22 protein-coding genes are annotated in these 21,073 nt (G+C 45.5%); 15 read left to right on the top strand and 7 right to left on the bottom strand.

Annotated elements, in window-relative coordinates; translation table 11 throughout:
• Window positions 1–47: 47 nt before the first annotated feature.
• Window positions 48–1,157: an AI-2E family transporter gene (locus QUB44_RS08940; protein ID WP_333365740.1), complete on the bottom strand. Its 1,110-nt coding sequence runs from the start codon at window positions 1,155–1,157 to the stop codon at window positions 48–50.
• 80 nt (window positions 1,158–1,237) lie between these two features.
• Here QUB44_RS08940 and QUB44_RS08935 point away from each other — a divergent pair, with 80 nt between their 5' ends.
• Together QUB44_RS08935 and QUB44_RS08930 are read left to right on the top strand one after the other, a co-directional pair.
• Window positions 1,238–1,627, top strand: coding sequence for a helix-turn-helix transcriptional regulator (locus QUB44_RS08935; RefSeq protein WP_333365737.1), 390 nt, complete (start codon window positions 1,238–1,240; stop codon window positions 1,625–1,627).
• Window positions 1,579–2,535 (top strand): alpha/beta fold hydrolase, encoded by a 957-nt coding sequence (locus QUB44_RS08930; RefSeq protein ID WP_333365734.1) that lies wholly within the window; start codon window positions 1,579–1,581, stop codon window positions 2,533–2,535. The genes QUB44_RS08935 and QUB44_RS08930 overlap by 49 nt, the downstream gene beginning before the upstream one ends.
• 40 nt (window positions 2,536–2,575) lie before the next feature.
• On the opposite strand, the gene QUB44_RS08925 is transcribed toward QUB44_RS08930, so the two are convergent.
• Both QUB44_RS08925 and QUB44_RS08920 read right to left on the bottom strand, forming a co-directional pair.
• The gene (locus QUB44_RS08925) at window positions 2,576–2,860 is read right to left on the bottom strand and encodes a type II toxin-antitoxin system mRNA interferase toxin, RelE/StbE family (protein WP_333365730.1); all 285 of its coding nucleotides are present in this window, start codon (window positions 2,858–2,860) and stop codon (window positions 2,576–2,578) included.
• Window positions 2,857–3,084 (bottom strand): hypothetical protein, encoded by a 228-nt coding sequence (locus tag QUB44_RS08920; RefSeq protein WP_333365727.1) that lies wholly within the window; start codon window positions 3,082–3,084, stop codon window positions 2,857–2,859. The genes QUB44_RS08925 and QUB44_RS08920 overlap by 4 nt, the downstream gene beginning before the upstream one ends.
• A gap of 111 nt (window positions 3,085–3,195) precedes the next feature.
• On the opposite strand from QUB44_RS08920, the gene QUB44_RS08915 reads away from it, so the two are divergent.
• Window positions 3,196–3,384, top strand: coding sequence for a DUF433 domain-containing protein (locus tag QUB44_RS08915; protein ID WP_333365724.1), 189 nt, complete (start codon window positions 3,196–3,198; stop codon window positions 3,382–3,384).
• Between the two features lie 50 nt (window positions 3,385–3,434).
• Here the strand turns inward: QUB44_RS08915 and cysS are convergent, their stop codons facing one another.
• Window positions 3,435–4,931, bottom strand: a complete 1,497-nt coding sequence (gene cysS, locus QUB44_RS08910) for a cysteine--tRNA ligase (RefSeq protein ID WP_333365722.1) — start codon at window positions 4,929–4,931, stop codon at window positions 3,435–3,437.
• A 104-nt stretch (window positions 4,932–5,035) separates the two neighbouring features.
• Window positions 5,036–5,158, bottom strand: a complete 123-nt coding sequence (locus tag QUB44_RS08905) for a hypothetical protein (RefSeq protein WP_333365718.1) — start codon at window positions 5,156–5,158, stop codon at window positions 5,036–5,038.
• A gap of 564 nt (window positions 5,159–5,722) precedes the next feature.
• Between QUB44_RS08905 and QUB44_RS08900 the strand changes: the two genes are divergently transcribed.
• From QUB44_RS08900 to QUB44_RS08870, 7 genes are all read left to right on the top strand, one after another.
• Window positions 5,723–7,072 (top strand): DUF4912 domain-containing protein, encoded by a 1,350-nt coding sequence (locus QUB44_RS08900; protein ID WP_333166226.1) that lies wholly within the window; start codon window positions 5,723–5,725, stop codon window positions 7,070–7,072.
• A 696-nt stretch (window positions 7,073–7,768) separates the two neighbouring features.
• The gene (locus QUB44_RS08895; protein ID WP_333365715.1) at window positions 7,769–9,085 is read left to right on the top strand and encodes an ABC transporter substrate-binding protein; all 1,317 of its coding nucleotides are present in this window, start codon (window positions 7,769–7,771) and stop codon (window positions 9,083–9,085) included.
• A 312-nt stretch (window positions 9,086–9,397) separates the two neighbouring features.
• Window positions 9,398–10,306, top strand: a complete 909-nt coding sequence (locus QUB44_RS08890; protein WP_333166221.1) for a sugar ABC transporter permease — start codon at window positions 9,398–9,400, stop codon at window positions 10,304–10,306.
• A 71-nt stretch (window positions 10,307–10,377) separates the two neighbouring features.
• Window positions 10,378–11,241, top strand: coding sequence for a carbohydrate ABC transporter permease (locus tag QUB44_RS08885; RefSeq protein ID WP_333365711.1), 864 nt, complete (start codon window positions 10,378–10,380; stop codon window positions 11,239–11,241).
• A gap of 174 nt (window positions 11,242–11,415) precedes the next feature.
• On the top strand, window positions 11,416–12,498 hold the full coding sequence (locus tag QUB44_RS08880) for an ABC transporter ATP-binding protein (protein WP_333365707.1): 1,083 nt from the start codon (window positions 11,416–11,418) through the stop codon (window positions 12,496–12,498).
• Between the two features lie 333 nt (window positions 12,499–12,831).
• The gene (locus QUB44_RS08875) at window positions 12,832–13,182 is read left to right on the top strand and encodes a hypothetical protein (protein ID WP_333365704.1); all 351 of its coding nucleotides are present in this window, start codon (window positions 12,832–12,834) and stop codon (window positions 13,180–13,182) included.
• Window positions 13,183–13,552: 370 nt separating this feature from the next.
• Window positions 13,553–13,774, top strand: coding sequence for a hypothetical protein (locus QUB44_RS08870; RefSeq protein ID WP_333365701.1), 222 nt, complete (start codon window positions 13,553–13,555; stop codon window positions 13,772–13,774).
• Window positions 13,775–13,789: 15 nt separating this feature from the next.
• On the opposite strand, the gene QUB44_RS08865 is transcribed toward QUB44_RS08870, so the two are convergent.
• Window positions 13,790–14,950, bottom strand: coding sequence for a transposase (locus tag QUB44_RS08865; protein ID WP_333365693.1), 1,161 nt, complete (start codon window positions 14,948–14,950; stop codon window positions 13,790–13,792).
• Window positions 14,951–15,001: 51 nt separating this feature from the next.
• On the opposite strand from QUB44_RS08865, the gene tnpA (QUB44_RS08860) reads away from it, so the two are divergent.
• On the top strand, window positions 15,002–15,400 hold the full coding sequence (tnpA, locus tag QUB44_RS08860) for an IS200/IS605 family transposase (RefSeq protein ID WP_333365698.1): 399 nt from the start codon (window positions 15,002–15,004) through the stop codon (window positions 15,398–15,400).
• 66 nt (window positions 15,401–15,466) lie between these two features.
• Here the strand turns inward: tnpA (QUB44_RS08860) and QUB44_RS08855 are convergent, their stop codons facing one another.
• Window positions 15,467–16,627: a transposase gene (locus QUB44_RS08855; RefSeq protein ID WP_333365693.1), complete on the bottom strand. Its 1,161-nt coding sequence runs from the start codon at window positions 16,625–16,627 to the stop codon at window positions 15,467–15,469.
• A 51-nt stretch (window positions 16,628–16,678) separates the two neighbouring features.
• On the opposite strand from QUB44_RS08855, the gene tnpA (QUB44_RS08850) reads away from it, so the two are divergent.
• The 4 genes from tnpA (QUB44_RS08850) (at window position 16,679) to QUB44_RS08835 (ending at window position 20,638) form a co-directional block, all read left to right on the top strand.
• Window positions 16,679–17,059 carry an IS200/IS605 family transposase gene (gene tnpA, locus QUB44_RS08850; protein ID WP_333365689.1) on the top strand — a complete coding sequence of 127 codons (381 nt, stop codon included), beginning with the start codon at window positions 16,679–16,681 and terminating at the stop codon, window positions 17,057–17,059.
• Between the two features lie 204 nt (window positions 17,060–17,263).
• Window positions 17,264–17,467 (top strand): hypothetical protein, encoded by a 204-nt coding sequence (locus QUB44_RS08845; RefSeq protein ID WP_333365686.1) that lies wholly within the window; start codon window positions 17,264–17,266, stop codon window positions 17,465–17,467.
• A 331-nt stretch (window positions 17,468–17,798) separates the two neighbouring features.
• Window positions 17,799–18,308, top strand: coding sequence for a hypothetical protein (locus QUB44_RS08840; RefSeq protein WP_333365683.1), 510 nt, complete (start codon window positions 17,799–17,801; stop codon window positions 18,306–18,308).
• Window positions 18,309–18,586: 278 nt separating this feature from the next.
• Window positions 18,587–20,638: an ABC transporter ATP-binding protein gene (locus QUB44_RS08835; protein WP_333365680.1), complete on the top strand. Its 2,052-nt coding sequence runs from the start codon at window positions 18,587–18,589 to the stop codon at window positions 20,636–20,638.
• The last annotated feature ends 435 nt before the right edge of the window (window positions 20,639–21,073 follow it).

Raw genomic sequence — 21,073 nt, 5'->3', positions numbered from 1 at the left:
CTCTCTCTCTCTTGCCCCATTTCCCTCTCTTCCCATTTTCCCAGCTATCACGCCGAAGGTGTAAGAGGTGGCAAGTCAGAATTATTTTTAGCCTGATCTATTGCCTCTCGATGTTCGCTTCTAAGCTTCGGTTTTAAATACAAGTTTTCAATCAAAGCTGCCACTCCCGCAAACCAAGGTGGCACAATTACAGCTCCAATAATTCCTAATACTTGAACGCCTCCCAATACAGACAGCAATTGATATAAAGGATGCACACCAACCGATGAACCAACCAGCAAAGGATCGAGTACGTAAGTTTCTAAATTCTGGATAATTACAAATAACAGTAATACCCACAAAAGTACCCAGCCACCTTTAGCTAATGCTACGATTAATGCTGGTACTGCTCCCAACACTGGGCCGATGAACGGAATCAAGTTGGTAACACCTGCGATCGCACCCAAGCCTAAAGCAAATTCTGGCATTCCCAAAATGCTCAAACCTGTGGTAATAAATATCCCTAAAATGCCCGAAACTAACACTCGCCCGCGAATATAACTCCCCATTCTTTGACCGATTGGCGCGGCTTGTGCGGCTAATCTTGCATCCCAAGGTTTCGGGAAAAACTGCACCAAACTTTTAATTAATGTGTCGCTGTCCGCAACCATGTAACCTGAAATAAATAATGCTAAAACTAAGCTGAAGACACCGCCGAGAATGCCTCTGGTTAAACTGTACGATCGCAAAACCAGTTGTTGGCTTGATCGAATCAGCCAATTAGTCAGCGATTGAGTGTCCACCAGACCCACCAAGGTTGGGGCATCGTCGCTCAAGCGACTCAATACATTAGTTGCCACAGTTCGCAAACTTTCGACATAAACTGGTAACTGCCGCAGCAGTAACTCTATTTGTTCGATGGCCGTGGGCCCGATTAACACTACCGTCCCGCTAAATCCGCCGATGAGAGTTAAATAAACCATAATCACCGCCAGCCAGCGGGGAACCCGCATGGTTTGGGCCCAATTAACGATCGGGACGATCGAAGCAGCCAGCACAACTGATATCATCAGAATTACTAGCAGGCTCCGCAATTGCCACAGCAGCACTAGCAGCAAGGACGATGCTATAATTAGCAGCAAGTTAGGTAAAGAAATAGTTATCCGCTGTTCTGACATGATTAAGTAATTATATTTTTGGCGATCGTCTCAGCCTTGATTTTATAATAAACGATATGATATAAGTTACAATTAAGATTATGAAAGTGCATTCAAGCAGTGGGAATGTCTTTGCTGACTTAGGGCTCCCCAATCCTGATGAACTATTGATTAAGGCAGAACTAGCTCATCAAATCAGTGAGTTAATCTCCGAACGCCAACTAAGCCAGACTGAAGCAGAAAAGCTCTTAGGAATCGATCGACCCAAAATATCAGCATTGATGCGCGGTAAATTATCCGAGTTCTCTACAGAACGCCTATTTAGTTTTCTCAACGCACTCGGCAGCAATGTAGAGATTCGTATTGCCCACTCGCAACCAAATGTCCAAGCTCAAACTCGCATTGTCGTAGCGCCTAGTATACGATCAATTAAAACATTAATATGCAGCCACAATATTCCACCCAAGATTTATCCACCCTTTCGTCTATAAAATCACCAACGCTGTTTTACGAATGGCAAAATTATCGCTGTGCTTACGATGTTTATAAACCAACTACTGCGACAGAAGATAGCATCCCTTTGTTATTGATTCATCCTATAGGAGTTGGATTGTCAAGAATCTTTTGGCATAGATTTTGTGAGAGTTGGTACAAAGCAGGGAACAGTAATCCGATTTACAATCCCGACCTTTTGGGCTGCGGCGATTGCGAAATGCCGGCTGTGGCTTGCTATCCTGACGATTGGGCTGCACAGTTGCAGTATTTCTTGGAAACTGTAGTCAAAAAACCTGCGATCGTCCTCGTACAAGGTGCTTTACTATGTGTAGCCTTGGCTTTAGCAAAAAAGCAGCAGGAAAGCGGCTCAAATTTAATTCGCGGCTTAGTCCTCGCGGGGCCTCCCGCTTGGGCGGTGATGAACAAACATTCGACAGAAAGACAGCAAAGAATTGTCTGGAATTTGTTAGATTCTCCCTTGGGAAACGCTTTTTATCGCTACGCCAGACGCGCTGAATTTTTGCGTTCTTTTTCTGTGAAACAACTGTTTGGCGATGGGGCAAAAGTTGACAGCGAATGGTTGGATGCTTTGCAGGCTGGGGCGGCGAATCCTGACAGCCGACACGCGGTTTTCTCGTTTTTAGCGGGGTTTTGGCGGCAGGATTATAGCGGTACGATTCAAAAGTTCGATCGACCCGCACTCATTGTGATGGGAGAAAAAGCCTCAAGCATCAGTCAAGCGGGTAAGGAAGAGAAACCGGATGAAAGATTAGCGCAATATTTAGCCCATTTTCCCAATGGGGAAGGTTTATTAATGCCGGGGCGCAATGTTTTGCCCTATGAATCCACCGCAGAATTTGTCGTGGCTGTTGCCGAATTTGTGAACAAGTTAAATAAAAATTAAATCTCTTCCTGAAGTTGTCGTCTAATAATGACTGACACAGTTAATAGACCTCATCATGTGTCCCGATGTCGAGTAAAACAATGACTTCAGTATTTGTTTCCGTATCCTCTTCAATCGAGAACACGATACGACAATCATAGCCGCAAGAGCAGGACTGAAGACCGTCGAGTTTGCCGCCTAGTTTATGGGTACCTAAGTTAGGAAAAAATACATCTGCTTCCATTTGTTGAAGAGATTCTTCAATACGTTGCTGGATCTCAGGATTTCGTTTGACAAACTTGCGAAATGCTCGTTTGAATTTGGGAGTCAGAACCAGTTGTCTCATTCTTCCGGCTCGTCCAAAGACTGGCGTAATGTTGCAATAACCTCCTCGGCTGACTGGTGTCGAAATTTGCCTGTACGGAAATCAGCTAAGGTTTGTTGGGCATCAGCAGCTATTTCCGCGCGGACACTCTCGCGGTGACGGTTTTGCAGGATTTTTATCAGCATTTCCTGCTGTTCGTAGGACAGTTGTAAAGCAGTTTCTAGCACTTGGTCGAGGGTATTCATAGAGTTAGGCTATTAGCTCCAAGGTTGAACAAATTGCGAAGTTGAGTAAATTGTATCGCTTATTCCAAGACTAGGCTACACTAAAAAAAATGTACTAAAGTCGGTCTTGTCATGAGCGATAACATCATTACGATCGAACCAGGTAAACGCAGTGGAAAGCCTTGCATCAGGCGAATGCGAATTACCGTTTATGATGTGTTGGGTTGGCTGGCTGCGGGAATGTCTCATGCACAGATTCTAGACGATTTTCCTGAGTTGACGGAGGAAGACATTAGAGCGTGTTTAGAATTCGGCGGTTGAAACCGCTTTTTGTCAAACAAAGTCTGCCTCCGCAGACTATGAATTTAGTTTCAACCCCGATGCCAGATCGTGATACCATCCTTTTGATCGATCAGAGTAATTCCCTTATCCTTAAGTTCGTTGCGAATTCTATCGCCCTCAGCAAAATCCCTCGCTTTTCGGGCATCTTTCCGCTGCTGAATCATCGCCTCAATTTCCCCATCACTCAAACCATCAACAGCATCATTGCTATCACTTTCCGGCTGAACTTCTAAACCCAAAACCTCCGCCAAACTCACCAATGTCAGCCATTTTTGCTGCAACAAATCCGGCGCAGTTTCTGTTTTGCCTTGATGAACTAAAACATTGCCTTCTTTAGTCAATTCCTTAGCCAATTCAAACAAAACAGTCACAGCGCCGGGAGTATTAAAATCATTGTCCATCGCTGATTGAAATTCCTGTACAGCTTTGCTATCCTGTCCAGTTTTCTCAACGTTCCAACTCAGTTGAGAAGCGTATCGTAGACCAAACAGCAAACCTTCATTGATGGTGTTCCAGCCATTTCGAGCGCTAGCGATCGCCTCTTCGGTAAAATCAATTTGACTGCGATATTGCGCCATCAACACAAACAGCCTCACCGCCATCGGTTCCACCGCTTTTGACTTCTCGCTTCCTTCCAAAGCTGTATCGCCAGACCAATTCCCTTCCAACAAATCGCGAATTGTAATAAAATTGTGCAAAGATTTCGACATCTTTTTGCCATTGACAGTCACAAAAGCATTGTGCATCCAATAATTAGCCAGTGACTTGCCCGTCGCGGCTTCAGATTGAGCAATTTCGTTTTCGTGGTGCGGAAAAGTTAAATCGGAACCGCCGCAGTGAATGTCAATTGTTTCGCCCAAGCAATCGCGCACCATCGCCGAACATTCGATGTGCCATCCGGGGCGACCTTTTCCCCAAGATGAATCCCAAGCAGGTTCTCCGGGTTTAGCGCTTTTCCACAGGGCAAAATCTGACAAATCTTGCTTTTTTTGAGCTTCTATTTCTGCGGTTTCCAATCTACCGCTAGCCCCTGCCTGCATTTCTTCCAACTTGCGGCCGGAAAGTTTTCCGTAATCGGCAAATTGCCTCACGTTGTAGTAAACGTCGCCGCTGGAAGCATAGGCATAACCTTTATTTTCTAATTCGTGGATCAGCCGTTTAATGCCGTCCATTGTATGGGTGGCGCGGGGATATTCATCGGCCCTGAGAATATTCAGCTTGTCCATATCTGCAAAATATTCATCGATGAAGCGTTGCGCCACGGCTTCCATTGTTGAATTTGTTTCGCGGGCGCGGTTGAGAATTTTGTCGTCAATATCTGTAAAATTCTGCACGTAGCGCACATCGTATCCCCGCCACATCAAATAGCGGCGCACCATGTCCCAAACAATGTAAGCGCGGGCGTGGCCGACGTGGCAGTAATCATATACCGTAACGCCGCAGCAGTACATCCGCACCTTTCCTGGTTCGAGGGGATCAAAAGGTGATTCGCGACGGGTCAAGCTGTTGTAAAGCGTTAAAGTCATTCGATTTTAGATTTTAGATTTTAGATTTTAGATTTTACAAGATTTACGCAGAACGTCTATGTGTAGGGTGTGCAGTGCCTCACCTTATCTGTATCAGTTGCGCGTCAAACCATTTTTGCGTTCAGGACTGTTGGTTTGTAGTTGCGATCGCCCGTTAGCGAAGCTTGCACAATAGTATCGCCCAAGAGCCAGCCTAGCAAATTTTGTACTAAATCTCCTCTATCCATAGTACCGCCCCGCCCGACTCAATCTCACATCTAATTCATGTCAGGGAATTTTGACAATAGTTTCGGTGACGATCCCCATCAGCGCTTAATTGTCAAGATTCCCTGACATATTGATCCCCAAAATCACGAAAATGCGTATAAGTACCCATAATTGAGGGAAAAGACCCCTTGACCCGATCGCAACTTGTCTGCAACATTAAGTCATGACAAAGCGATCCCAAAGAAATGCTTCGATTAAGCAGCCCTGGGAGTCGAATAGCGCGTGTGCTGCAAGCACAGCGTTGCTAGCAGCACCGATCGCACTCACAAAATCGATCTTGTCAATCAAGAATCGACAGATAAAGCTTTATTTAGATCGAACGGTGCGCGCAGAAGCCAATAAGTCCAAACCCCCGATCGCATGGGGACAAGACAAGCTAAAAACAAGCAAGGCTTCAAAGGTTGGAGAGATTTGGAAGCTCGATAATATGTAGATTTAAAAGAGTTTCTAACTCAAAAAATCAACACATTTGTGTTGCAAGAAAAAATCTAACCCGCCATCCTAAATTAGTGGAGAACAAACTCATGGCAAAAGAACGCCCACCATTAGAAGAGATGACTTTGCGACAACTCCGCAGAGTTGCTAGCGAATGTGGAGTCTCTCGCTACAGCCGGATGCGGAAATCGCAACTTCTGGCATCAATTCAAGAAATTCAACGCACCAAATTTTCCTACACCCCATCTCGCAAACTAGAGGCACAAGAAGCAGTGGAAGCAGCAAAGTTTGAACTCGGTCAAGAAGATAGAACAGGCGGTTCTTTGTCGTCTGTAGATGAAGGTTTAGCAGATTTGCCCAACGGCTACGGCGAAAGCCGGGTGGTTTTAATGCCCCGCGACCCTGAATGGGCCTACACTTACTGGGACATTCCCAACGATCGCAAAGAAGAATTGCGTCGCCAAGGAGGACAGCAACTCGCCCTGCGGATCTACGACGTTACAGATGTTAACCTCGACATTCAAAGCCCACACAGCATTCAAGAATATCCCTGCGACGAACTGGCGCGGGAATGGTACGTGCCAATCCCCGTGAGTGATCGGGATTATGCGATCGACATCGGCTACCGCTGTGCAGATGGCCGCTGGCTGGTATTAGCTCGATCGGCCCAAGTCCGCGTTCCTCCCGTCTATCCCAGCGACTGGATTGAAGATCAATTCATCACCCTCGATTGGGAAGAAGAGTTGCAAGGCAAAACCTTCGCCGAACTGGTTCCTCCGGCCAAGAAACTCGCACAAGCAGCCAATGGCGGTGGTTACAGCACCAGCAACGCCATCTACGAACAAATCTTCGGCATGGCAGAATCTGCTGAATCCCTGCGCGTAGCGGGTTCTGTCTTCGGTTCCATGCAGCACGTCGCCGGTTCCGTCCAGCAAGTCGGCATCCACGAACAAGCTCTAAGTTCCTACGTGTTCCCCTCCGGCGTCGGAATGTGGGCGGCTCCCACCATGTCCGGCCTCACCGCGTCGGGTGTCGGTATGTCCGGCCTCACCATGTCGGGTGTCGGTATGTCGGGTGTCGGTATGTCCGGCCTCACCATGTCCGGTTTCGGTATGTCCGGTGTCGGTATGTCGGGAGTTGGCTTCGCCGCCCCGATGCGCCCCCGCCAGTTCTGGTTAGTTGCTGATGCCGAACTGATCGTCTACGGGGCCACCGAGCCTGACGCTACCGTCTACGTAGGCGGACAGCCGATTAAACTCAATCCGGACGGCACTTTCCGCTTCCAGATGTCCTTCCAAGACGGCTTAATCGACTATCCGATTTTTGCAGTAGCAGCAGACGGCGAGCAAAACCGCGCCATCCACTTGAAATTCAACCGCGAAACCCCAGAACGGCGCACCAATACCAAGGAAGATGCTGTTGTGGAATGGTTGGGCTAATCGCTCGCGGTCGATCGAGCAACGGGCGATCATGCAGGTTTGTGCCAATTTTTTAACCATCACAAGGCATAGCCTCAACAGATCATGATTTGTTAAGGTTAATGCCAGACAACAACCCATAACACCCCCTATACACCGTTCTCCTGTTTTGAGGAGCGGTGTTTTTTGTATTTAGGACTTACTTAGAAACCGACGTTTTATAGCAGAATAGCTTGTGGAGCGGGCGAGCAAAAAAAGTTATACCCATTCTTAAAAGTAGGGATAAATATAGATGGGATGCCAGCATCTGTAGGCACTTAGACCAAGCCTAAGTCGGGCGCGGGACTCTCCGACTTTTAATAATTGGTATAAAATTGATGGTGGTAGCAAGACTTTTTTAAATTGGTATAGCCGTTTTCAATTGAGTGAATTACAGATATCCGGCCCATGACACGACCTTGCCGTGCTCATACTTTATTGCATCCGATTGACAACTGCTAGCTTAGACAATTGTCTCAATATCTCTCTAGAGATAGATGTCTACTTAACTCCCCTTCGACCTACTTAAATCAAAATTTGCATTCTGCACTCAAGCATTATTAAGTAAGCTAAAGTTTACTTAAACTTTTATTGCACAAACTCGCTAAATGCAGCGAAACAAAAGAAAGCGAGTTATGAGAGAAATAAGGCGATCGCACCGCCATTTCTCAAAAACAAATGCAAAAAATAAACTCCCCGCAGCAACGAAGCCAGAAGCGTCCCCGTCTTTTAGCGTTATTCGCTGCCACATTAACCGCCGTCTTGCTTTTATTTATTCTGCCGGCACTAACTCAACAGCCAGTCGTGCTCACCATGTTAATGCAAGGCCAAGACATTGTTAACTGGAGACCCTTTGTCAAAGAATTTGAACAGAAAAACCCCGACATTCGCATCAACCTCATAGAAGGGCCTTTTGACACCAACCTCATAGAAAATCTTTACACATCTGCCTTTCTTTTAGGCGAATCGCCTTACGACATCATCAACATGGATATTGTCTGGGTTCCCAAATTTGCAGCCGCAGGTTGGGTAAGGGATTTGACAGACAAAATTCCCCCCGAACAACTTTCCAAATTCATCCAAGGTAACGTCGAAGGCGGGCGGTATCGGGGCAAACTTTACCGCATTCCCCACGCTTCCGATGCCGGAATGCTTTATTACCGCAAAGACATTTTAGAACAAGCGAAAATTCCAGCCCCGAAAACCTTTGAAGAGATGGTAAAAATCTCTCAAAACTTACAAAAACAGGGAAAAGCAACTTGGGGTTATCTGTGGCAAGGCAAACAATACGAGGGAGTCTCTGCGATGTTTGTCGAAGTGCTCTCCGGTTTCGGTGGCTTCTGGGCAAACCCTCAAACTTTTGAAGTTGGGTTAGATAAACCGGAGGCAATTAAAGCAGTGGAATTTCTCAAAAATACGATCGCCTCTGGCATTTCTCCTCCGGGTGTCACCACCTACGGCGAAGAAGAAACCAGGCTCTTGTTTCAAAATGGCCAAGCGCTATTTTTGCGAAACTGGCCGTATGTTTGGAAGCTGGCAAATGCCGAAGGATCGAATGTTAGAGGCAAAATTGCGATCGAGCCAATGCTCAGCAGTGCCGGTCAAACAGGCGGTTCCTGCTTGGGCGGCTGGGGCTGGGGAATTGCCAAAACTTCCAAACATCCAGAACAAGCCTGGAAAGCAATTCAGTATCTTACCAGCGAGGAAACCCAGCGCAAATTTATTTTAGAAACTGGTTTAATTCCCAGTTACAAATCCCTATTTACCAACAAAGAAATAGTCGCCAAATATCCCCACTACCCGCAACTGCTAAAAGTAGTAGAACGCCCAGCGTTGCGCCCGCCCATAGCACAATACGCTCAAGCTTCTGATATTTTGCAGCGTTATTTGAGTTCAGCTTTTACCGGGAGAATGAGTGCAGAACAAGCAATGAAAGCAGCAGCTAGCGAAACTCGCAATTTATTAGGCAGTTTGAAACAACCCCAAGCTTTGTAAATTTGTGTTTCCGATTAAATAAGCTTAATAAAAACGATATTTTTCGGAACACAGGAATGGCAATCATTTTCAACTTGAGTTCAAAGTTAATATCAGTTTCCTGTCGGAAAATGAGCCACTCGATCCCCCCTAACCCCCCTTAATAAGGGGGGAACTGGAACTTTCAAAGTATCCCTTAATAAGGGGGGACTGAAATTTTCAAAGTATCCCTTAATAAGGGGGAAGAACTGGAACTTTCAAAGTCCCCCTTATTAAGGGGGATTTAGGGGGATCGAGACTCGGCTACAAGCGAGAAATACAAAGGTGAGAAATATGCAATTAGACAAGATGCGACAGCGCGAACAGAAAACCGGGTGGATATTAGTAGCACCAGCTTTGATAATTCTGATGCTAGTATTTGCTTACCCAATATTGCGCGCTTTTTGGCTGAGTTTATTCACCCAAAACCTCGGTACAGAATTAAAACTGGTTTTTTCTGGTTTTGCTAACTACAGTCGAATCTTAGGCGACGGGCGTTTCTGGCAAACTTTAGCCAACACCACAGTATTTACTGTCGCCTCTGTTGTGCTGGAATTAATTCTCGGTATGGGCATTGCCTTAGTCTTAAATCAATCCTTCACAGGGCGTGGCATCGTGCGGACAATTTCCTTGCTGCCTTGGGCGCTGCCGACGGCATTGATGGGAGTAGCTTGGGCGTGGATTTTTAACGACCAATACGGCGTTATTAACGACATTTTGAGGCGATTAGGATTGATTCAAAATAGCATTAGCTGGCTGGGCGATCCGACTTTGGCAATGATGGCAGTGATTACAGCAGATGTGTGGAAAACTACGCCGTTTGTCAGCTTGCTTTTGCTAGCGGGATTGCAATCGATTCCCGGTGATTTATACGAAGCCCACGCCATTGACGGCGCGAGTAGCTGGCAGAGTTTCCGTCAAGTTACCGTGCCCCTGCTGATGCCGCAAATTGTGATTGCTGTGCTGTTTCGATTTGCCCAAGCTTTCGGCATTTTTGACTTGATTCAGGTGATGACGGGAGGGGGGCCGGCGGGGGCAACGGAGACGGTTTCTATCTACATTTACAGCACGGTAATGAGGTATTTAGACTTTGGGTATGGGGCGGCTTTGGTGGTGTGTACTTTTTTGATGTTAGTGGCAGCAGTTGCGATCGCCGCTTACCTGTTATCGAGAGCGCGCACCAATGCAGCAGGAGGAAACTAAGAGGATTTTAGATTTTAGGTTTGGGATTTGAGATAACCAACAGTTGCACTTTTATTTCATTGGTATAAATTATGTCGATCGCCCGCGAACAACCCACGAAAAAAGCCTTTAACATCCGGCAATTAATCTTGCCAATCTCGGCGATATTAATCGTCGCATATTTTCTCGCACCCATTATCTGGCAAGTGTTAACATCTTTCAAAGTAAATGCGGATATTTCAGCGATTCCGAACGTCTACATTCCCAAACGAATTACTTTCGAGCATTACCTGTCCCTATTCCAGCGCCGCCCCTTTGCACTTTACATTTTAAATAGCGCTTTTGTTTCCATTACTTCAACATTGCTGTGTTTAGCAGTAGGCGCTCCCGCAGCTTACGCTTTAGCCAGGTTGCGGCTGTGGAGCGAGAGAATTATCCTGGCAACTGTGACGATTGTAACGCTATTTCCGGCGGTGCTGCTATTTTTGGGACTGCTAGAAATTGTCAAAGCTTTGGATTTAGGCAATAATTATTTAGCATTAATTATTCCTTATACTGCGATCAATTTGCCGCTGACAATTTTGGTAATGCGGAGTTTCTTTCAACAGTTGCCCAAAGATTTGGAAGATGCGGCTAAAGTAGACGGATACAACACTTTCCAAATGCTGTGGCAAATCGTACTGCCGATGACATTTCCAGCCTTAGTCACAACTGGAATTTTAACATTTATTTCAGCTTGGAACGAGTTTATTTTTGCACTGACATTTATGACTCGCGAATCTCTAAAAACAATCCCCGTCGCCACGGCTCAACTCAGCGGGGTGTCAGTATTTGAGATTCCTTACGGGCCGATCGCCGCAGCTACCGTTTTGGGAACTTTGCCCTTGGTTTTGCTGGTTTTGGTGTTCCAGCGGCGGATTGTTCAAGGTTTAACTGCGGGGGCTGTAAAAGGATAAATCGATTTTAAATTTTAGATTTTAGATTGAACTGGTTCCTGGGCTGTGCCTGGGAACGAGTCAAACAACACAGTCAACAGTCAACAGTCAACAGTCAACAGTCAACAGTCAACAATCAACAGTCAACAATCAACAATCAACAGTCAACAGTCAACAGTCAACACTTTAAAAATCATGGCAAAATTGCAACTCAAAAACCTCAATAAAACCTACAGCCCTAAAGTAGTTCCCGTAAAAGACATTAGTTTGGATGTCAGCGAAGGGGAATTTCTGACTTTGTTGGGGCCATCGGGGTGTGGCAAATCTACGACGCTGCGGTTAATTGCAGGGTTGGAACAGCCAACTAGAGGCGAGATTAGAATTGGCGATCGCGATGTCACTTATCTCAGACCGGGCGATCGGGATATTGCAATGGTTTTTCAAAGTTACGCGCTGTATCCGCACATGACAGTATACGAGAATATGGCATCGAGCCTCAAACTTCGCAAAATCTCCTCCAGCGAAATCAATCGGTTAGTGACAGAAGTTGCCACATCCCTCGGATTGACGGAATTAATCGATCGCAAACCCGGAAAACTATCAGGCGGACAGCGGCAGCGAGTCGCCCTCGGCCGCGCATTAGTGCGCCAACCTGAAGTATTTTTGCTCGACGAACCTTTGAGCAATCTCGACGCATTATTGCGGGAAAAAGTTAGGGCCGAACTCAAACAATTATTTTCCTCCCAAAAAGCTCCTGTAGTTTACGTAACTCACGACCAAACCGAAGCAATGACCCTTTCTACGAAAGTCGCAGTTCTCAACAGCGGCAACGTGCAGCAGCTAGATCCGCCACACTTAATTTATACCCGTCCTGCAAATCAGTTTGTAGCTGGTTTTGTGGGCAGCCCGCAAATGAATTTGCTCGTGCTTAAATGCCAGGGCAATTTTGCTGTGTTGGGGGATTTTCGAGTTCGACTACCAGATATGCCGACTGTGCCGCCAGAAATTGTGTTAGGAATTCGCCCGGAACACGTCAGTTTTGCAGATGTAGAGGCCGGCAATATGTCGGCCCCAGAGGCAATTAAAGGTGAGGTTTATTTAGTGGAAAACTTGGGGATGCAAAATTTAGTTAGCGTCCGAGTTAAAGGTTTGGAGTCAGTAACGGTGCGGGCTTTGCTGCCAAATGACGGCCACTGGAACTCAGAAATTGTAGAGCTGGTTTTTGGGCCTCAGTTGCTGCACTGGTTTGACGTGAAAACGGGCGATCGCTTGCAATAAGAATGTGCGCTGCATAGCATCATTGATTAAAAATTCTCTAACCCTGTGCTGAAAAATATTGTTTTTGCTTCTAACTAAGTTATGACTTTAGTTAGAGGTAGAACTCTTTGGCTGCTGTTAACGTGATAATCATGTGTGAAAAAACTAATTGGCTGACACATAGGTGGCGTGTTTACCAGATTTAATCGCTAACCTATAACTCTATTTAGGTGGTTAATGACAAGTTAAAGCTAAGTTAGCTTTACCTCGCATTAACTGCTGGTTTTGGAGCGAGTCAATTAGATGAAAAAATGTTGAAAATTATCACCAATTAACTTAGGGAGTATTACTGAGATGAATTTGATTTCCACAGCCATAGCTCGCATTAGTTCCCTGCTTAAGGGCTTTCAAATCAAGAGTTTTTTGAGTGTTGTCCTAGTCGGTTTCCTGCTGCTAACAACAAATGTTGATTCGGGGCGCAGTAACCAACTTTTTGGCGGGCAAGCAAGCTCAAACTCTGAGCTAAACAATCCTGAAAGACCCCAAACAACGCGGGAATGGAGGCAAGAAGCTCGCGAAACGTCAGACTCTCCGGGCGAACGAGTTCAGAAGATTGGGCAAGAGGCAGGAGCAGCCGTGAAAGAAATGGGGGAGATGTACCAAGACACTGCTAAGAGAAGTGCCCGCGAATTAAAGGATAACTAGCTCCAACTAAAAAAATATAACACCGAGAAACCTGATTGCTTTCGGGGCGGAGCCAAGAGTGCTCGCCCTTCCGGGTTTCTGAACACCTGAAAAGTTTGACGTTTAAATAGGTTGAGCTACTTCATATGACAGACGCAATCAAGTAGGCGAGCATAAATAAACTAGAACAGAGGCTCAAAAACCCAGTTTCACCTGAGAAACTGGGTTTTTGAGTTGGAAGTCTTTTATGTTAAATTAAATCAAATTCCGATTAAAAACCCGTTGATCAGACTCGGTGGTTAAAACTGAGATATTGCAGTATTCTCAATCAGCATTTCAACAGCGGGCTAGAAGCAACGGCCCACCATATAGAATTTCCGCGTAATTCCTGATGAATAAACATCTTAAGAGTCTTTGCTTGATTGGCCTGCTGTTCATCCTGCTTGTTTGTTCGGCGACAATGGCCCGCGCTCAACTTCCCGAAACTTCGGATACTAATGCCAAGCAAACAAATCTCCTTAAAGATGAACTGTACTTTGGCTTAACAAAACCGGGAGGCGAGACAATTTCTCAATCAGAATGGCAGGAGTTATTGAAATACTCCCCGGCGTAAACGCACGGGGATTCTTTACGCTTCACAGACTGATGCAACCGAAGTTGTCTTACTCCGTCTCTGCGTACATTTAGAGTCGTGGCGATTCCCCATCCCGACTTTCTCTATATTTCTAGCAGCATTTTCGTCTCTATCTTGCTCAGTGTTGCAATTTAAACAAAGCACTGAGCGGATAGATAAATCAATCTTGCCCCATTTAAAACCGCAGTCTGAACAAACTTGGCTAGTAGGTTCCCATCTACTAATTACTTGAAATTCTCTACCATGTTTTTCAGACTTAGCCTCACAAAGCGTTCGGAATTCGTACCATCCTTGCTGGCTAATTGCCCGTGAGAGCTTCCGATTCTTAACCATGCCGGATACGTTGAGGTCTTCCAAAACAATCACTTGGTTTTCGTTGACTATTTTGGTTGATAATTTGTGCAGGAAATCTTTCCGGGTATCGGCAATGCGGTTATGAAACTTGGCAATCTTGATTCTAGTTGTATTCCTTCTTTTAGAATCTTTGGGTTGACGAGCTAACTTGCGCTGAAGTTTGCGAACTTTTCGATCTAGCTTTCTGTAACTAGGACTTTCTGCTTTTTCGCCATTACTCATTACTGCAAAAGTTTTAATTCCCAAATCGATTCCGATGCTGGGATTTTTTGCTTCAACTTGAACAGGTTGAACCTCTACCACAAAACTTAAAAAGTAACGATTCGCACAATCTTTGATTACTGTAACAGAGCTGGGTTCAGACGGAAGTTCTCTCGACCAGATTGGCTTGACAATACCAATCTTGGCTAGATATACCCCACGACCTTTCAAAGAAAAACCTCCTACTCTAAAACGCGCTGATTGACTGTTCGTTCTTTTTTTGAACTTAGGATATCCGACTTTGCGACCTTTCCTCTTTCCCTTGCAGGAGTTGAAAAAATTCTTGAAGGCAATATCCAAGTCGGCAACTGACTGCTGTAACGGGACGCAAGACACGTCTCCCAGCCAAGCTCTTTCTTCAGTATTCTTCGCTTGAGTAATTACAATTTTTTGCAAATCTGTTGAACTTGGTTTTTTGTCTGACTGTTTGCAAATTGCCAGCGCATCGTTCCAGACTACCCGGACACAGCCGAACAACTGAGCTAGGCTCTGCTGCTGTTGGCTAGTTGGGTAGAATCTGTAGCGATATCGTGCTTTCATGGCTTGTGCTAAAATTGGTCTGTTAATGAATCATATCTTGGTTTGTAAAAAATGACAACCACTTATCGCCGAGAACGGCATTCTGTTACAGAACTTAAAATACACTTGGTCTGTATAACTAAATACCGTAGGTCTGTGTTTACAGGTGAGAGTCTTGATTTGATAGAAAAATCGTTTCGAGAGGTGGCTGAAAAAATGAATTTTCAAGTGCTGGAGTTCAATGGTGAAGGCGACCACGTTCATACACTGATTGAGTATCCGCCTAAACTTTCTATTTCTCAAATAGTGAATGCTTTGAAAGGCGTTTCCAGTCGCCGTTACGGACAAGCGGGACACAGAAAACCCCACAAAGAAGCTTTATGGAGTCCTAGTTATTTTGCTGTTTCTGTAGGTGGTGCGTCTTTAGAGGTTTTGAAGGAGTATATTAGAAATCAAGAAAAGCCGTCCTAAAAGGACGGGGCTTGTATCCCATTCTTATTGTTGAAATACTCCCCGGCGTAAACGCACGGGGATTCTTTACGCTTCACAGACTGATGCAACCGAAGTTGTCTTACTCCGTCTCTGCGTACATTTAGAGTCGTGGCGATTCCCCATCCCGACTTTCTCTATATTTCTAGCAGCATTTTCGTCTCTATCTTGCTCAGTGTTGCAATTTAAACAAAGCACTGAGCGGATAGATAAATCAATCTTGCCCCATTTAAAACCGCAGTCTGAACAAACTTGGCTAGTAGGTTCCCATCTACTAATTACTTGAAATTCTCTACCATGTTTTTCAGACTTAGCCTCACAAAGCGTTCGGAATTCGTACCATCCTTGCTGGCTAATTGCCCGTGAGAGCTTCCGATTCTTAACCATGCCGGATACGTTGAGGTCTTCCAAAACAATCACTTGGTTTTCGTTGACTATTTTGGTTGATAATTTGTGCAGGAAATCTTTCCGGGTATCGGCAATGCGGTTATGAAACTTGGCAATCTTGATTCTAGTTGTATTCCTTCTTTTAGAATCTTTGGGTTGACGAGCTAACTTGCGCTGAAGTTTGCGAACTTTTCGATCTAGCTTTCTGTAACTAGGACTTTCTGCTTTTTCGCCATTACTCATTACTGCAAAAGTTTTAATTCCCAAATCGATTCCGATGCTGGGATTTTTTGCTTCAACTTGAACAGGTTGAACCTCTACCACAAAACTTAAAAAGTAACGATTCGCACAATCTTTGATTACTGTAACAGAGCTGGGTTCAGACGGAAGTTCTCTCGACCAGATTGGCTTGACAATACCAATCTTGGCTAGATATACCCCACGACCTTTCAAAGAAAAACCTCCTACTCTAAAACGCGCTGATTGACTGTTCGTTCTTTTTTTGAACTTAGGATATCCGACTTTGCGACCTTTCCTCTTTCCCTTGCAGGAGTTGAAAAAATTCTTGAAGGCAATATCCAAGTCGGCAACTGACTGCTGTAACGGGACGCAAGACACGTCTCCCAGCCAAGCTCTTTCTTCAGTATTCTTCGCTTGAGTAATTACAATTTTTTGCAAATCTGTTGAACTTGGTTTTTTGTCTGACTGTTTGCAAATTGCCAGCGCATCGTTCCAGACTACCCGGACACAGCCGAACAACTGAGCTAGGCTCTGCTGCTGTTGGCTAGTTGGGTAGAATCTGTAGCGATATCGTGCTTTCATGGCTTGTGCTAAAATTGGTCTGTTAATGAATCATATCTTGGTTTGTAAAAAATGACAACCACTTATCGCCGAGAACGGCATTCTGTTACAGAACTTAAAATACACTTGGTCTGTATAACTAAATACCGTAGGTCTGTGTTTACAGGTGAGAGTCTTGATTTGATAGAAAAATCGTTTCGAGAGGTGGCTGAAAAAATGAATTTTCAAGTGCTGGAGTTCAATGGTGAAGGCGACCACGTCAAGGCAGTTATTACCCCTCATTTTCGGGAAGGGCTAACCGTATTAGACGGCTCCGGGCAGTTTCTCAACAGCTCGGTAATTCTGATTAGAGAAAACTCTAAAAGAGTTATTTTAATTTATGAAAGTAGTCATGAAAAAAATCAAGCTATTCATAAAGATATCGTAACTTACAAGCGCACTTTCCTGCAATAGTCAGTGCTGCGGGCTACCAGCGAAGTTAAGGTTTCTTTCTGATGCGGTCATCGAATCAGCGTATTTATGATATTATTCGTGGTAATCAAGGTCATATCCTCAAAGATAAGTAGGGTGCAGGTGCAAGAAAAATCATAATTTGTGGGTATCGATCGCAAACCGCAAAAAATCGCTAGAAAAACCTGCCCGGGAGAAAACAAAAACATGATGAACGATGGCAACCAAAAAGCTGAAGCGCCTGAAACCGAGGATGCACAAAATTTGTCCGGCATGGCGAAAGCTTTTCTTGTGAGCGTGGCTTGGTCTTACGCAGAGGCATTGGAGCGCATGAAACGATCGCGAAATCCACAGGAACCCGCGCCGGAATCTCCGACAGAACAAGTCGAACCCGATACTGAAAAAAATTAATGAAAGACTATTAATGCGATCGATTTGCCAAACTATCTGGGGGTGCGATCGAACGCAATAGTCAATTAGCTGTTTTGAGTGAAGAACAATCTACTCAGAACAGCGAACTGTTCAGCTTAAGCCGAGTTTGTATTGGATTTTACAATAAACAAAAACTGAAAGCCCCGTGACGCTTCAACAAGCTCAGGAAAAGCTTTAGTCGGGGGATGACAACTGCGTTGCAGGTTGGAACCGCAACCTATATCTATCCATCAAAGAGATTTAAACTAAACAAAGTACGGTTTTACCGCTACAGTGTACAAAACAAATAACCAATTTTTAGATCGGTCTCATGTCTAATTCAAAAATGATTGGTAAAGCGATCGCAGGTAGCCTTTGCTTGGGCATCCTCATTAGCTTCAACACCTCACTCGGCCCAGCATCCGCAGCAACACCAACAATTGCCCAAGAAACAGCAGCCCCTGCCGCTAGCACCCTCGACCAGCAACTTCTAGGCCAATGGCAAGGCACAGCATCAGGTCAGTCTTTCACCTTCATCTTTGCCCCAGAAGGCAAATTGTTTCTCATGGCTAAAGGCCCCGACGGAGCCGTCCGCGCCCAAGAAATGAGGTACAAAGTTAATCTCGGTGAAAAACCGATGCACCTTGATGTCGGCCTCAGCAGCACAGAAACCGTTGAGACTGTTTTTGAGTTGACTCCCGAAGGTCAAATGCGCCTTCAGTTGCAAGGCACCAATCCCGGACAGGCCAGACCTAATTCCTTAAACGAGCAGGCAACTGTGTTTAAAAAGGTCTCCGAAGCCACTGCACTGCCTGCTGACACTCAAATCATTGGTTTTTAAGGAAAATTGCAGGCAGAAGGCACTTATCGCAATTGTCAATTGAGTGAGCTACTGATTGGGATTTTCGATTTTCGATTTTCGATTTTCGATTGCGGAATTGGTAAGAAAGCCGGCGAGTACCTCACCTGATTGAGATCCGCTATAACTAGCTCTGAGTTTTCAGATTGCCACGCTTCGCGAGGAACGAAGCAATCTTAAAACTCTCCCGGTGCCTTCTGCCTTCCACAGGCCCTGCTACAATCCACTTAGTCTCCCTTTAATTTTTGCCATAGACTTCCATGAGTGAAACCGTCCTAGAAGTTCGCAACCTGCGGGTTCAATTTCAATCTGCGGACGCAGGCGATGCGTCTGCAACCGTCAAAGCGGTTGACGGCATTTCCTTTGAGGTCAAGCGAGGGCAAACTCTGGGCATCGTGGGAGAGTCGGGATCGGGAAAATCGGTAACATCCCTGGCTGTTATGGGTTTGCTGTCGAGTTCGTCAACGAAAATCGATGGCGAAATTTGGTTTTCTCCGACAAAAGACGGCGCTAACAATGGGCCTGTGAATCTGCTGGAAATGCCGGACAGGGAAAAACAAACATACCGGGGCAGCCAGATTGCGACGATTTTTCAAGAGCCGATGAGTTCGCTAAATCCCGTTTATACGATCGGATTTCAACTCACAGAAGCCCTTTGTTTGCACCAACAGGTGTCGCAGACAGAAGCGCGGCGCCAAGCTGCTTCTCTGCTGCAAGAGGTGAAGCTGCTACCGGGCGACGATGAGCTCAGGCAGCGGTGTTTGGCTTTGCGGCAAGAGCACTCCCGGACTGCTGCGGGGAATCAAGCAGGTATGGAGGACGATCGCGATTTGATGCAGCTCGTTAACGGCCAAAAACAAGCTATGCTCGATCGCTATCCCCACGAACTCTCCGGCGGTCAAATCCAGCGCGTGATGATTGCAATGGCCATTTCTTGCAATCCAACTTTATTAATTGCTGATGAACCTACCACGGCTTTGGACGTAACCGTGCAGGCAACTATTTTAGCTTTGCTGCGGGACTTGCGGGACTCTAGAGGCATGGCAATGATTTTTATTACCCACGATTTGGGCGTCATTGCTGAAATTGGCGATACGGTGGCGGTGATGTACCGCGGCAAGATTGTTGAGTGCGGTGCGATCGAACAAATTTTCAGCAATCCCCAACATCCTTACACAAAAGGTTTATTAGCTTGCCGCCCAACTCTCGATCGGCAAAGGCGCCGCTTGCCGACAGTTTCCGATTTTATGGATGTCACCACAAATGCTAGCGGCGAATTAGTAATTGTCGAGAAAAATGCCGATTTAGACGGCGACAACAGCGGGGGAAATCCCGCTTTTGCAACAGGAAAACCGCCTCGGCTGCCGCATATTTCCGAGCCTTTGCTAGCTGTTAATAACTTGCGCGTCGGTTTTCCGGTTCAGGGGATGTTTGGCGAAACCAAACGCTTCTTTATGGCGGTAAACGATATTTCTTTTGAGGTTTACCCGGGCGAGACTTTGGGTTTGGTGGGCGAGTCGGGCTGCGGCAAATCTACTTTGGCGAGGGCTTTGCTGCAATTAATTCCGATCGCCAGCGGTCAAGTGTTTTTTGAAGGTCAAGAAATTACGCCTCCTGCGAAAAGTAGTTCCGCATCGCAGTGGATGGCTAATTATCGGATGAAAAAAGAGTACGATCGCAAATTGCGGTGGCTGCGGCGCGATATGCAAATTATTTTTCAAGACCCTTTTAGTTCTCTCGATCCGCGCCTGAATATTGGGGATGCGGTGATGGAACCGATGGTGATTCACCGCTTTGGTAAGAACCACAAAGAACAGCGCGATCGCGCTGCTTATTTGTTGGAGAGAGTGGGCTTAAATGCCGATTTTATGCGGCGCTACCCTCACGAGTTTTCGGGTGGACAGCGGCAACGAATTTGTATTGCTAGAGCTTTGGCTTTGAATCCTAAGTTTATTATTTGCGATGAGTCGGTTTCGGCATTAGATGTGTCGGTGCAGGCGCAAGTTTTAAATTTGCTGAAGGAGTTGCAAACAGAGTTTGGACTGACTTATATTTTTATTTCTCACGATTTGAGCGTGGTCAAGTTTATGAGCGATCGCGCGATCGTCATGAACAAAGGTAAAATCGAGGAAATTGGCACTGCCGAGCGCATTTACCGCCAACCGCAGCAAGCTTACACGCGGCAACTCATAGCTTCTATTCCTGCGGGGAATTTGGAGCGAATTCGGCAACAGCAATTAGGCCGCAAATCTGCTTTGGGTGCTGTGGCGCCTTGGCCCCCATCGCCTGCAGATGAATCAGAACAAAATTGATATCTAGTGTTTTTAACTCGTATCAAGTACCAATTGCCTGTTACCAAATACCAATTGCTAATTAGCCATTACGCGCGAACATATCGAGCAACGAAAAACTGCTACGAAGATTTTTTTCATTGTATCTTCACAAATTAGCAGTTAATCTTTATTTTAAATTCATAATTTATGCTCAAATTCAACCTGCTTGAACTTGACTAATATTCCTGATTTTTCAACCCACCGCCAGGGCGCTAAACGCAGTATTTTCCTACATCAAACCCAGTTATTTCTAGACGCAAAAAGTGCGGTATAACACGCTACTATAAGGCGGTAAGCAGCTTCAGGCGCAGCCTAGATAATTAGGTTCTGCGTCTAGGACTAGCTAAATTAGGCCAAATGTCCAATGACTAACAACAATATGTCGCGTAGTATTATAAGTAAACTTTCTCTATG

Origin of the sequence: Microcoleus sp. AT3-D2, assembly GCF_036705715.1 — a bacterium.
Classification (GTDB): Bacteria; Cyanobacteriota; Cyanobacteriia; order Cyanobacteriales; family Microcoleaceae; genus Microcoleus.
The sequence above is the reverse complement of the archived record's forward strand: the minus strand, read 5'-3'. Positions and strand labels throughout refer to the sequence as shown.

Excerpts from the sequence above, each read along its gene's own strand:
- QUB44_RS08895 (WP_333365715.1), top strand. The coding sequence starts at position 7,769 with ATGCAAAAAATAAACTCCCCGCAGCAACGAAGCCAGAAGCGTCCCCGT.
- QUB44_RS08930 (WP_333365734.1), top strand. The coding sequence starts at position 1,579 with ATGCAGCCACAATATTCCACCCAAGATTTATCCACCCTTTCGTCTATA.
- QUB44_RS08870 (WP_333365701.1), top strand. The coding sequence starts at position 13,553 with ATGAATAAACATCTTAAGAGTCTTTGCTTGATTGGCCTGCTGTTCATC.
- QUB44_RS08925 (WP_333365730.1), bottom strand. The coding sequence starts at position 2,860 with ATGAGACAACTGGTTCTGACTCCCAAATTCAAACGAGCATTTCGCAAG.
- tnpA (WP_333365689.1), top strand. The coding sequence starts at position 16,679 with ATGACAACCACTTATCGCCGAGAACGGCATTCTGTTACAGAACTTAAA.
- QUB44_RS08885 (WP_333365711.1), top strand. The coding sequence starts at position 10,378 with ATGTCGATCGCCCGCGAACAACCCACGAAAAAAGCCTTTAACATCCGG.
- QUB44_RS08855 (WP_333365693.1), bottom strand. The coding sequence starts at position 16,627 with ATGAAAGCACGATATCGCTACAGATTCTACCCAACTAGCCAACAGCAG.
- QUB44_RS08875 (WP_333365704.1), top strand. The coding sequence starts at position 12,832 with ATGAATTTGATTTCCACAGCCATAGCTCGCATTAGTTCCCTGCTTAAG.
- QUB44_RS08840 (WP_333365683.1), top strand. The coding sequence starts at position 17,799 with ATGTCTAATTCAAAAATGATTGGTAAAGCGATCGCAGGTAGCCTTTGC.
- QUB44_RS08900 (WP_333166226.1), top strand. The coding sequence starts at position 5,723 with ATGGCAAAAGAACGCCCACCATTAGAAGAGATGACTTTGCGACAACTC.
- QUB44_RS08845 (WP_333365686.1), top strand. The coding sequence starts at position 17,264 with ATGATGAACGATGGCAACCAAAAAGCTGAAGCGCCTGAAACCGAGGAT.
- QUB44_RS08865 (WP_333365693.1), bottom strand. The coding sequence starts at position 14,950 with ATGAAAGCACGATATCGCTACAGATTCTACCCAACTAGCCAACAGCAG.
- QUB44_RS08835 (WP_333365680.1), top strand. The coding sequence starts at position 18,587 with ATGAGTGAAACCGTCCTAGAAGTTCGCAACCTGCGGGTTCAATTTCAA.
- cysS (WP_333365722.1), bottom strand. The coding sequence starts at position 4,931 with ATGACTTTAACGCTTTACAACAGCTTGACCCGTCGCGAATCACCTTTT.
- QUB44_RS08890 (WP_333166221.1), top strand. The coding sequence starts at position 9,398 with ATGCAATTAGACAAGATGCGACAGCGCGAACAGAAAACCGGGTGGATA.
- QUB44_RS08915 (WP_333365724.1), top strand. The coding sequence starts at position 3,196 with ATGAGCGATAACATCATTACGATCGAACCAGGTAAACGCAGTGGAAAG.
- QUB44_RS08940 (WP_333365740.1), bottom strand. The coding sequence starts at position 1,157 with ATGTCAGAACAGCGGATAACTATTTCTTTACCTAACTTGCTGCTAATT.
- QUB44_RS08935 (WP_333365737.1), top strand. The coding sequence starts at position 1,238 with ATGAAAGTGCATTCAAGCAGTGGGAATGTCTTTGCTGACTTAGGGCTC.
- QUB44_RS08920 (WP_333365727.1), bottom strand. The coding sequence starts at position 3,084 with ATGAATACCCTCGACCAAGTGCTAGAAACTGCTTTACAACTGTCCTAC.
- QUB44_RS08905 (WP_333365718.1), bottom strand. The coding sequence starts at position 5,158 with ATGGATAGAGGAGATTTAGTACAAAATTTGCTAGGCTGGCTCTTGGGC.
- QUB44_RS08880 (WP_333365707.1), top strand. The coding sequence starts at position 11,416 with ATGGCAAAATTGCAACTCAAAAACCTCAATAAAACCTACAGCCCTAAA.
- tnpA (WP_333365698.1), top strand. The coding sequence starts at position 15,002 with ATGACAACCACTTATCGCCGAGAACGGCATTCTGTTACAGAACTTAAA.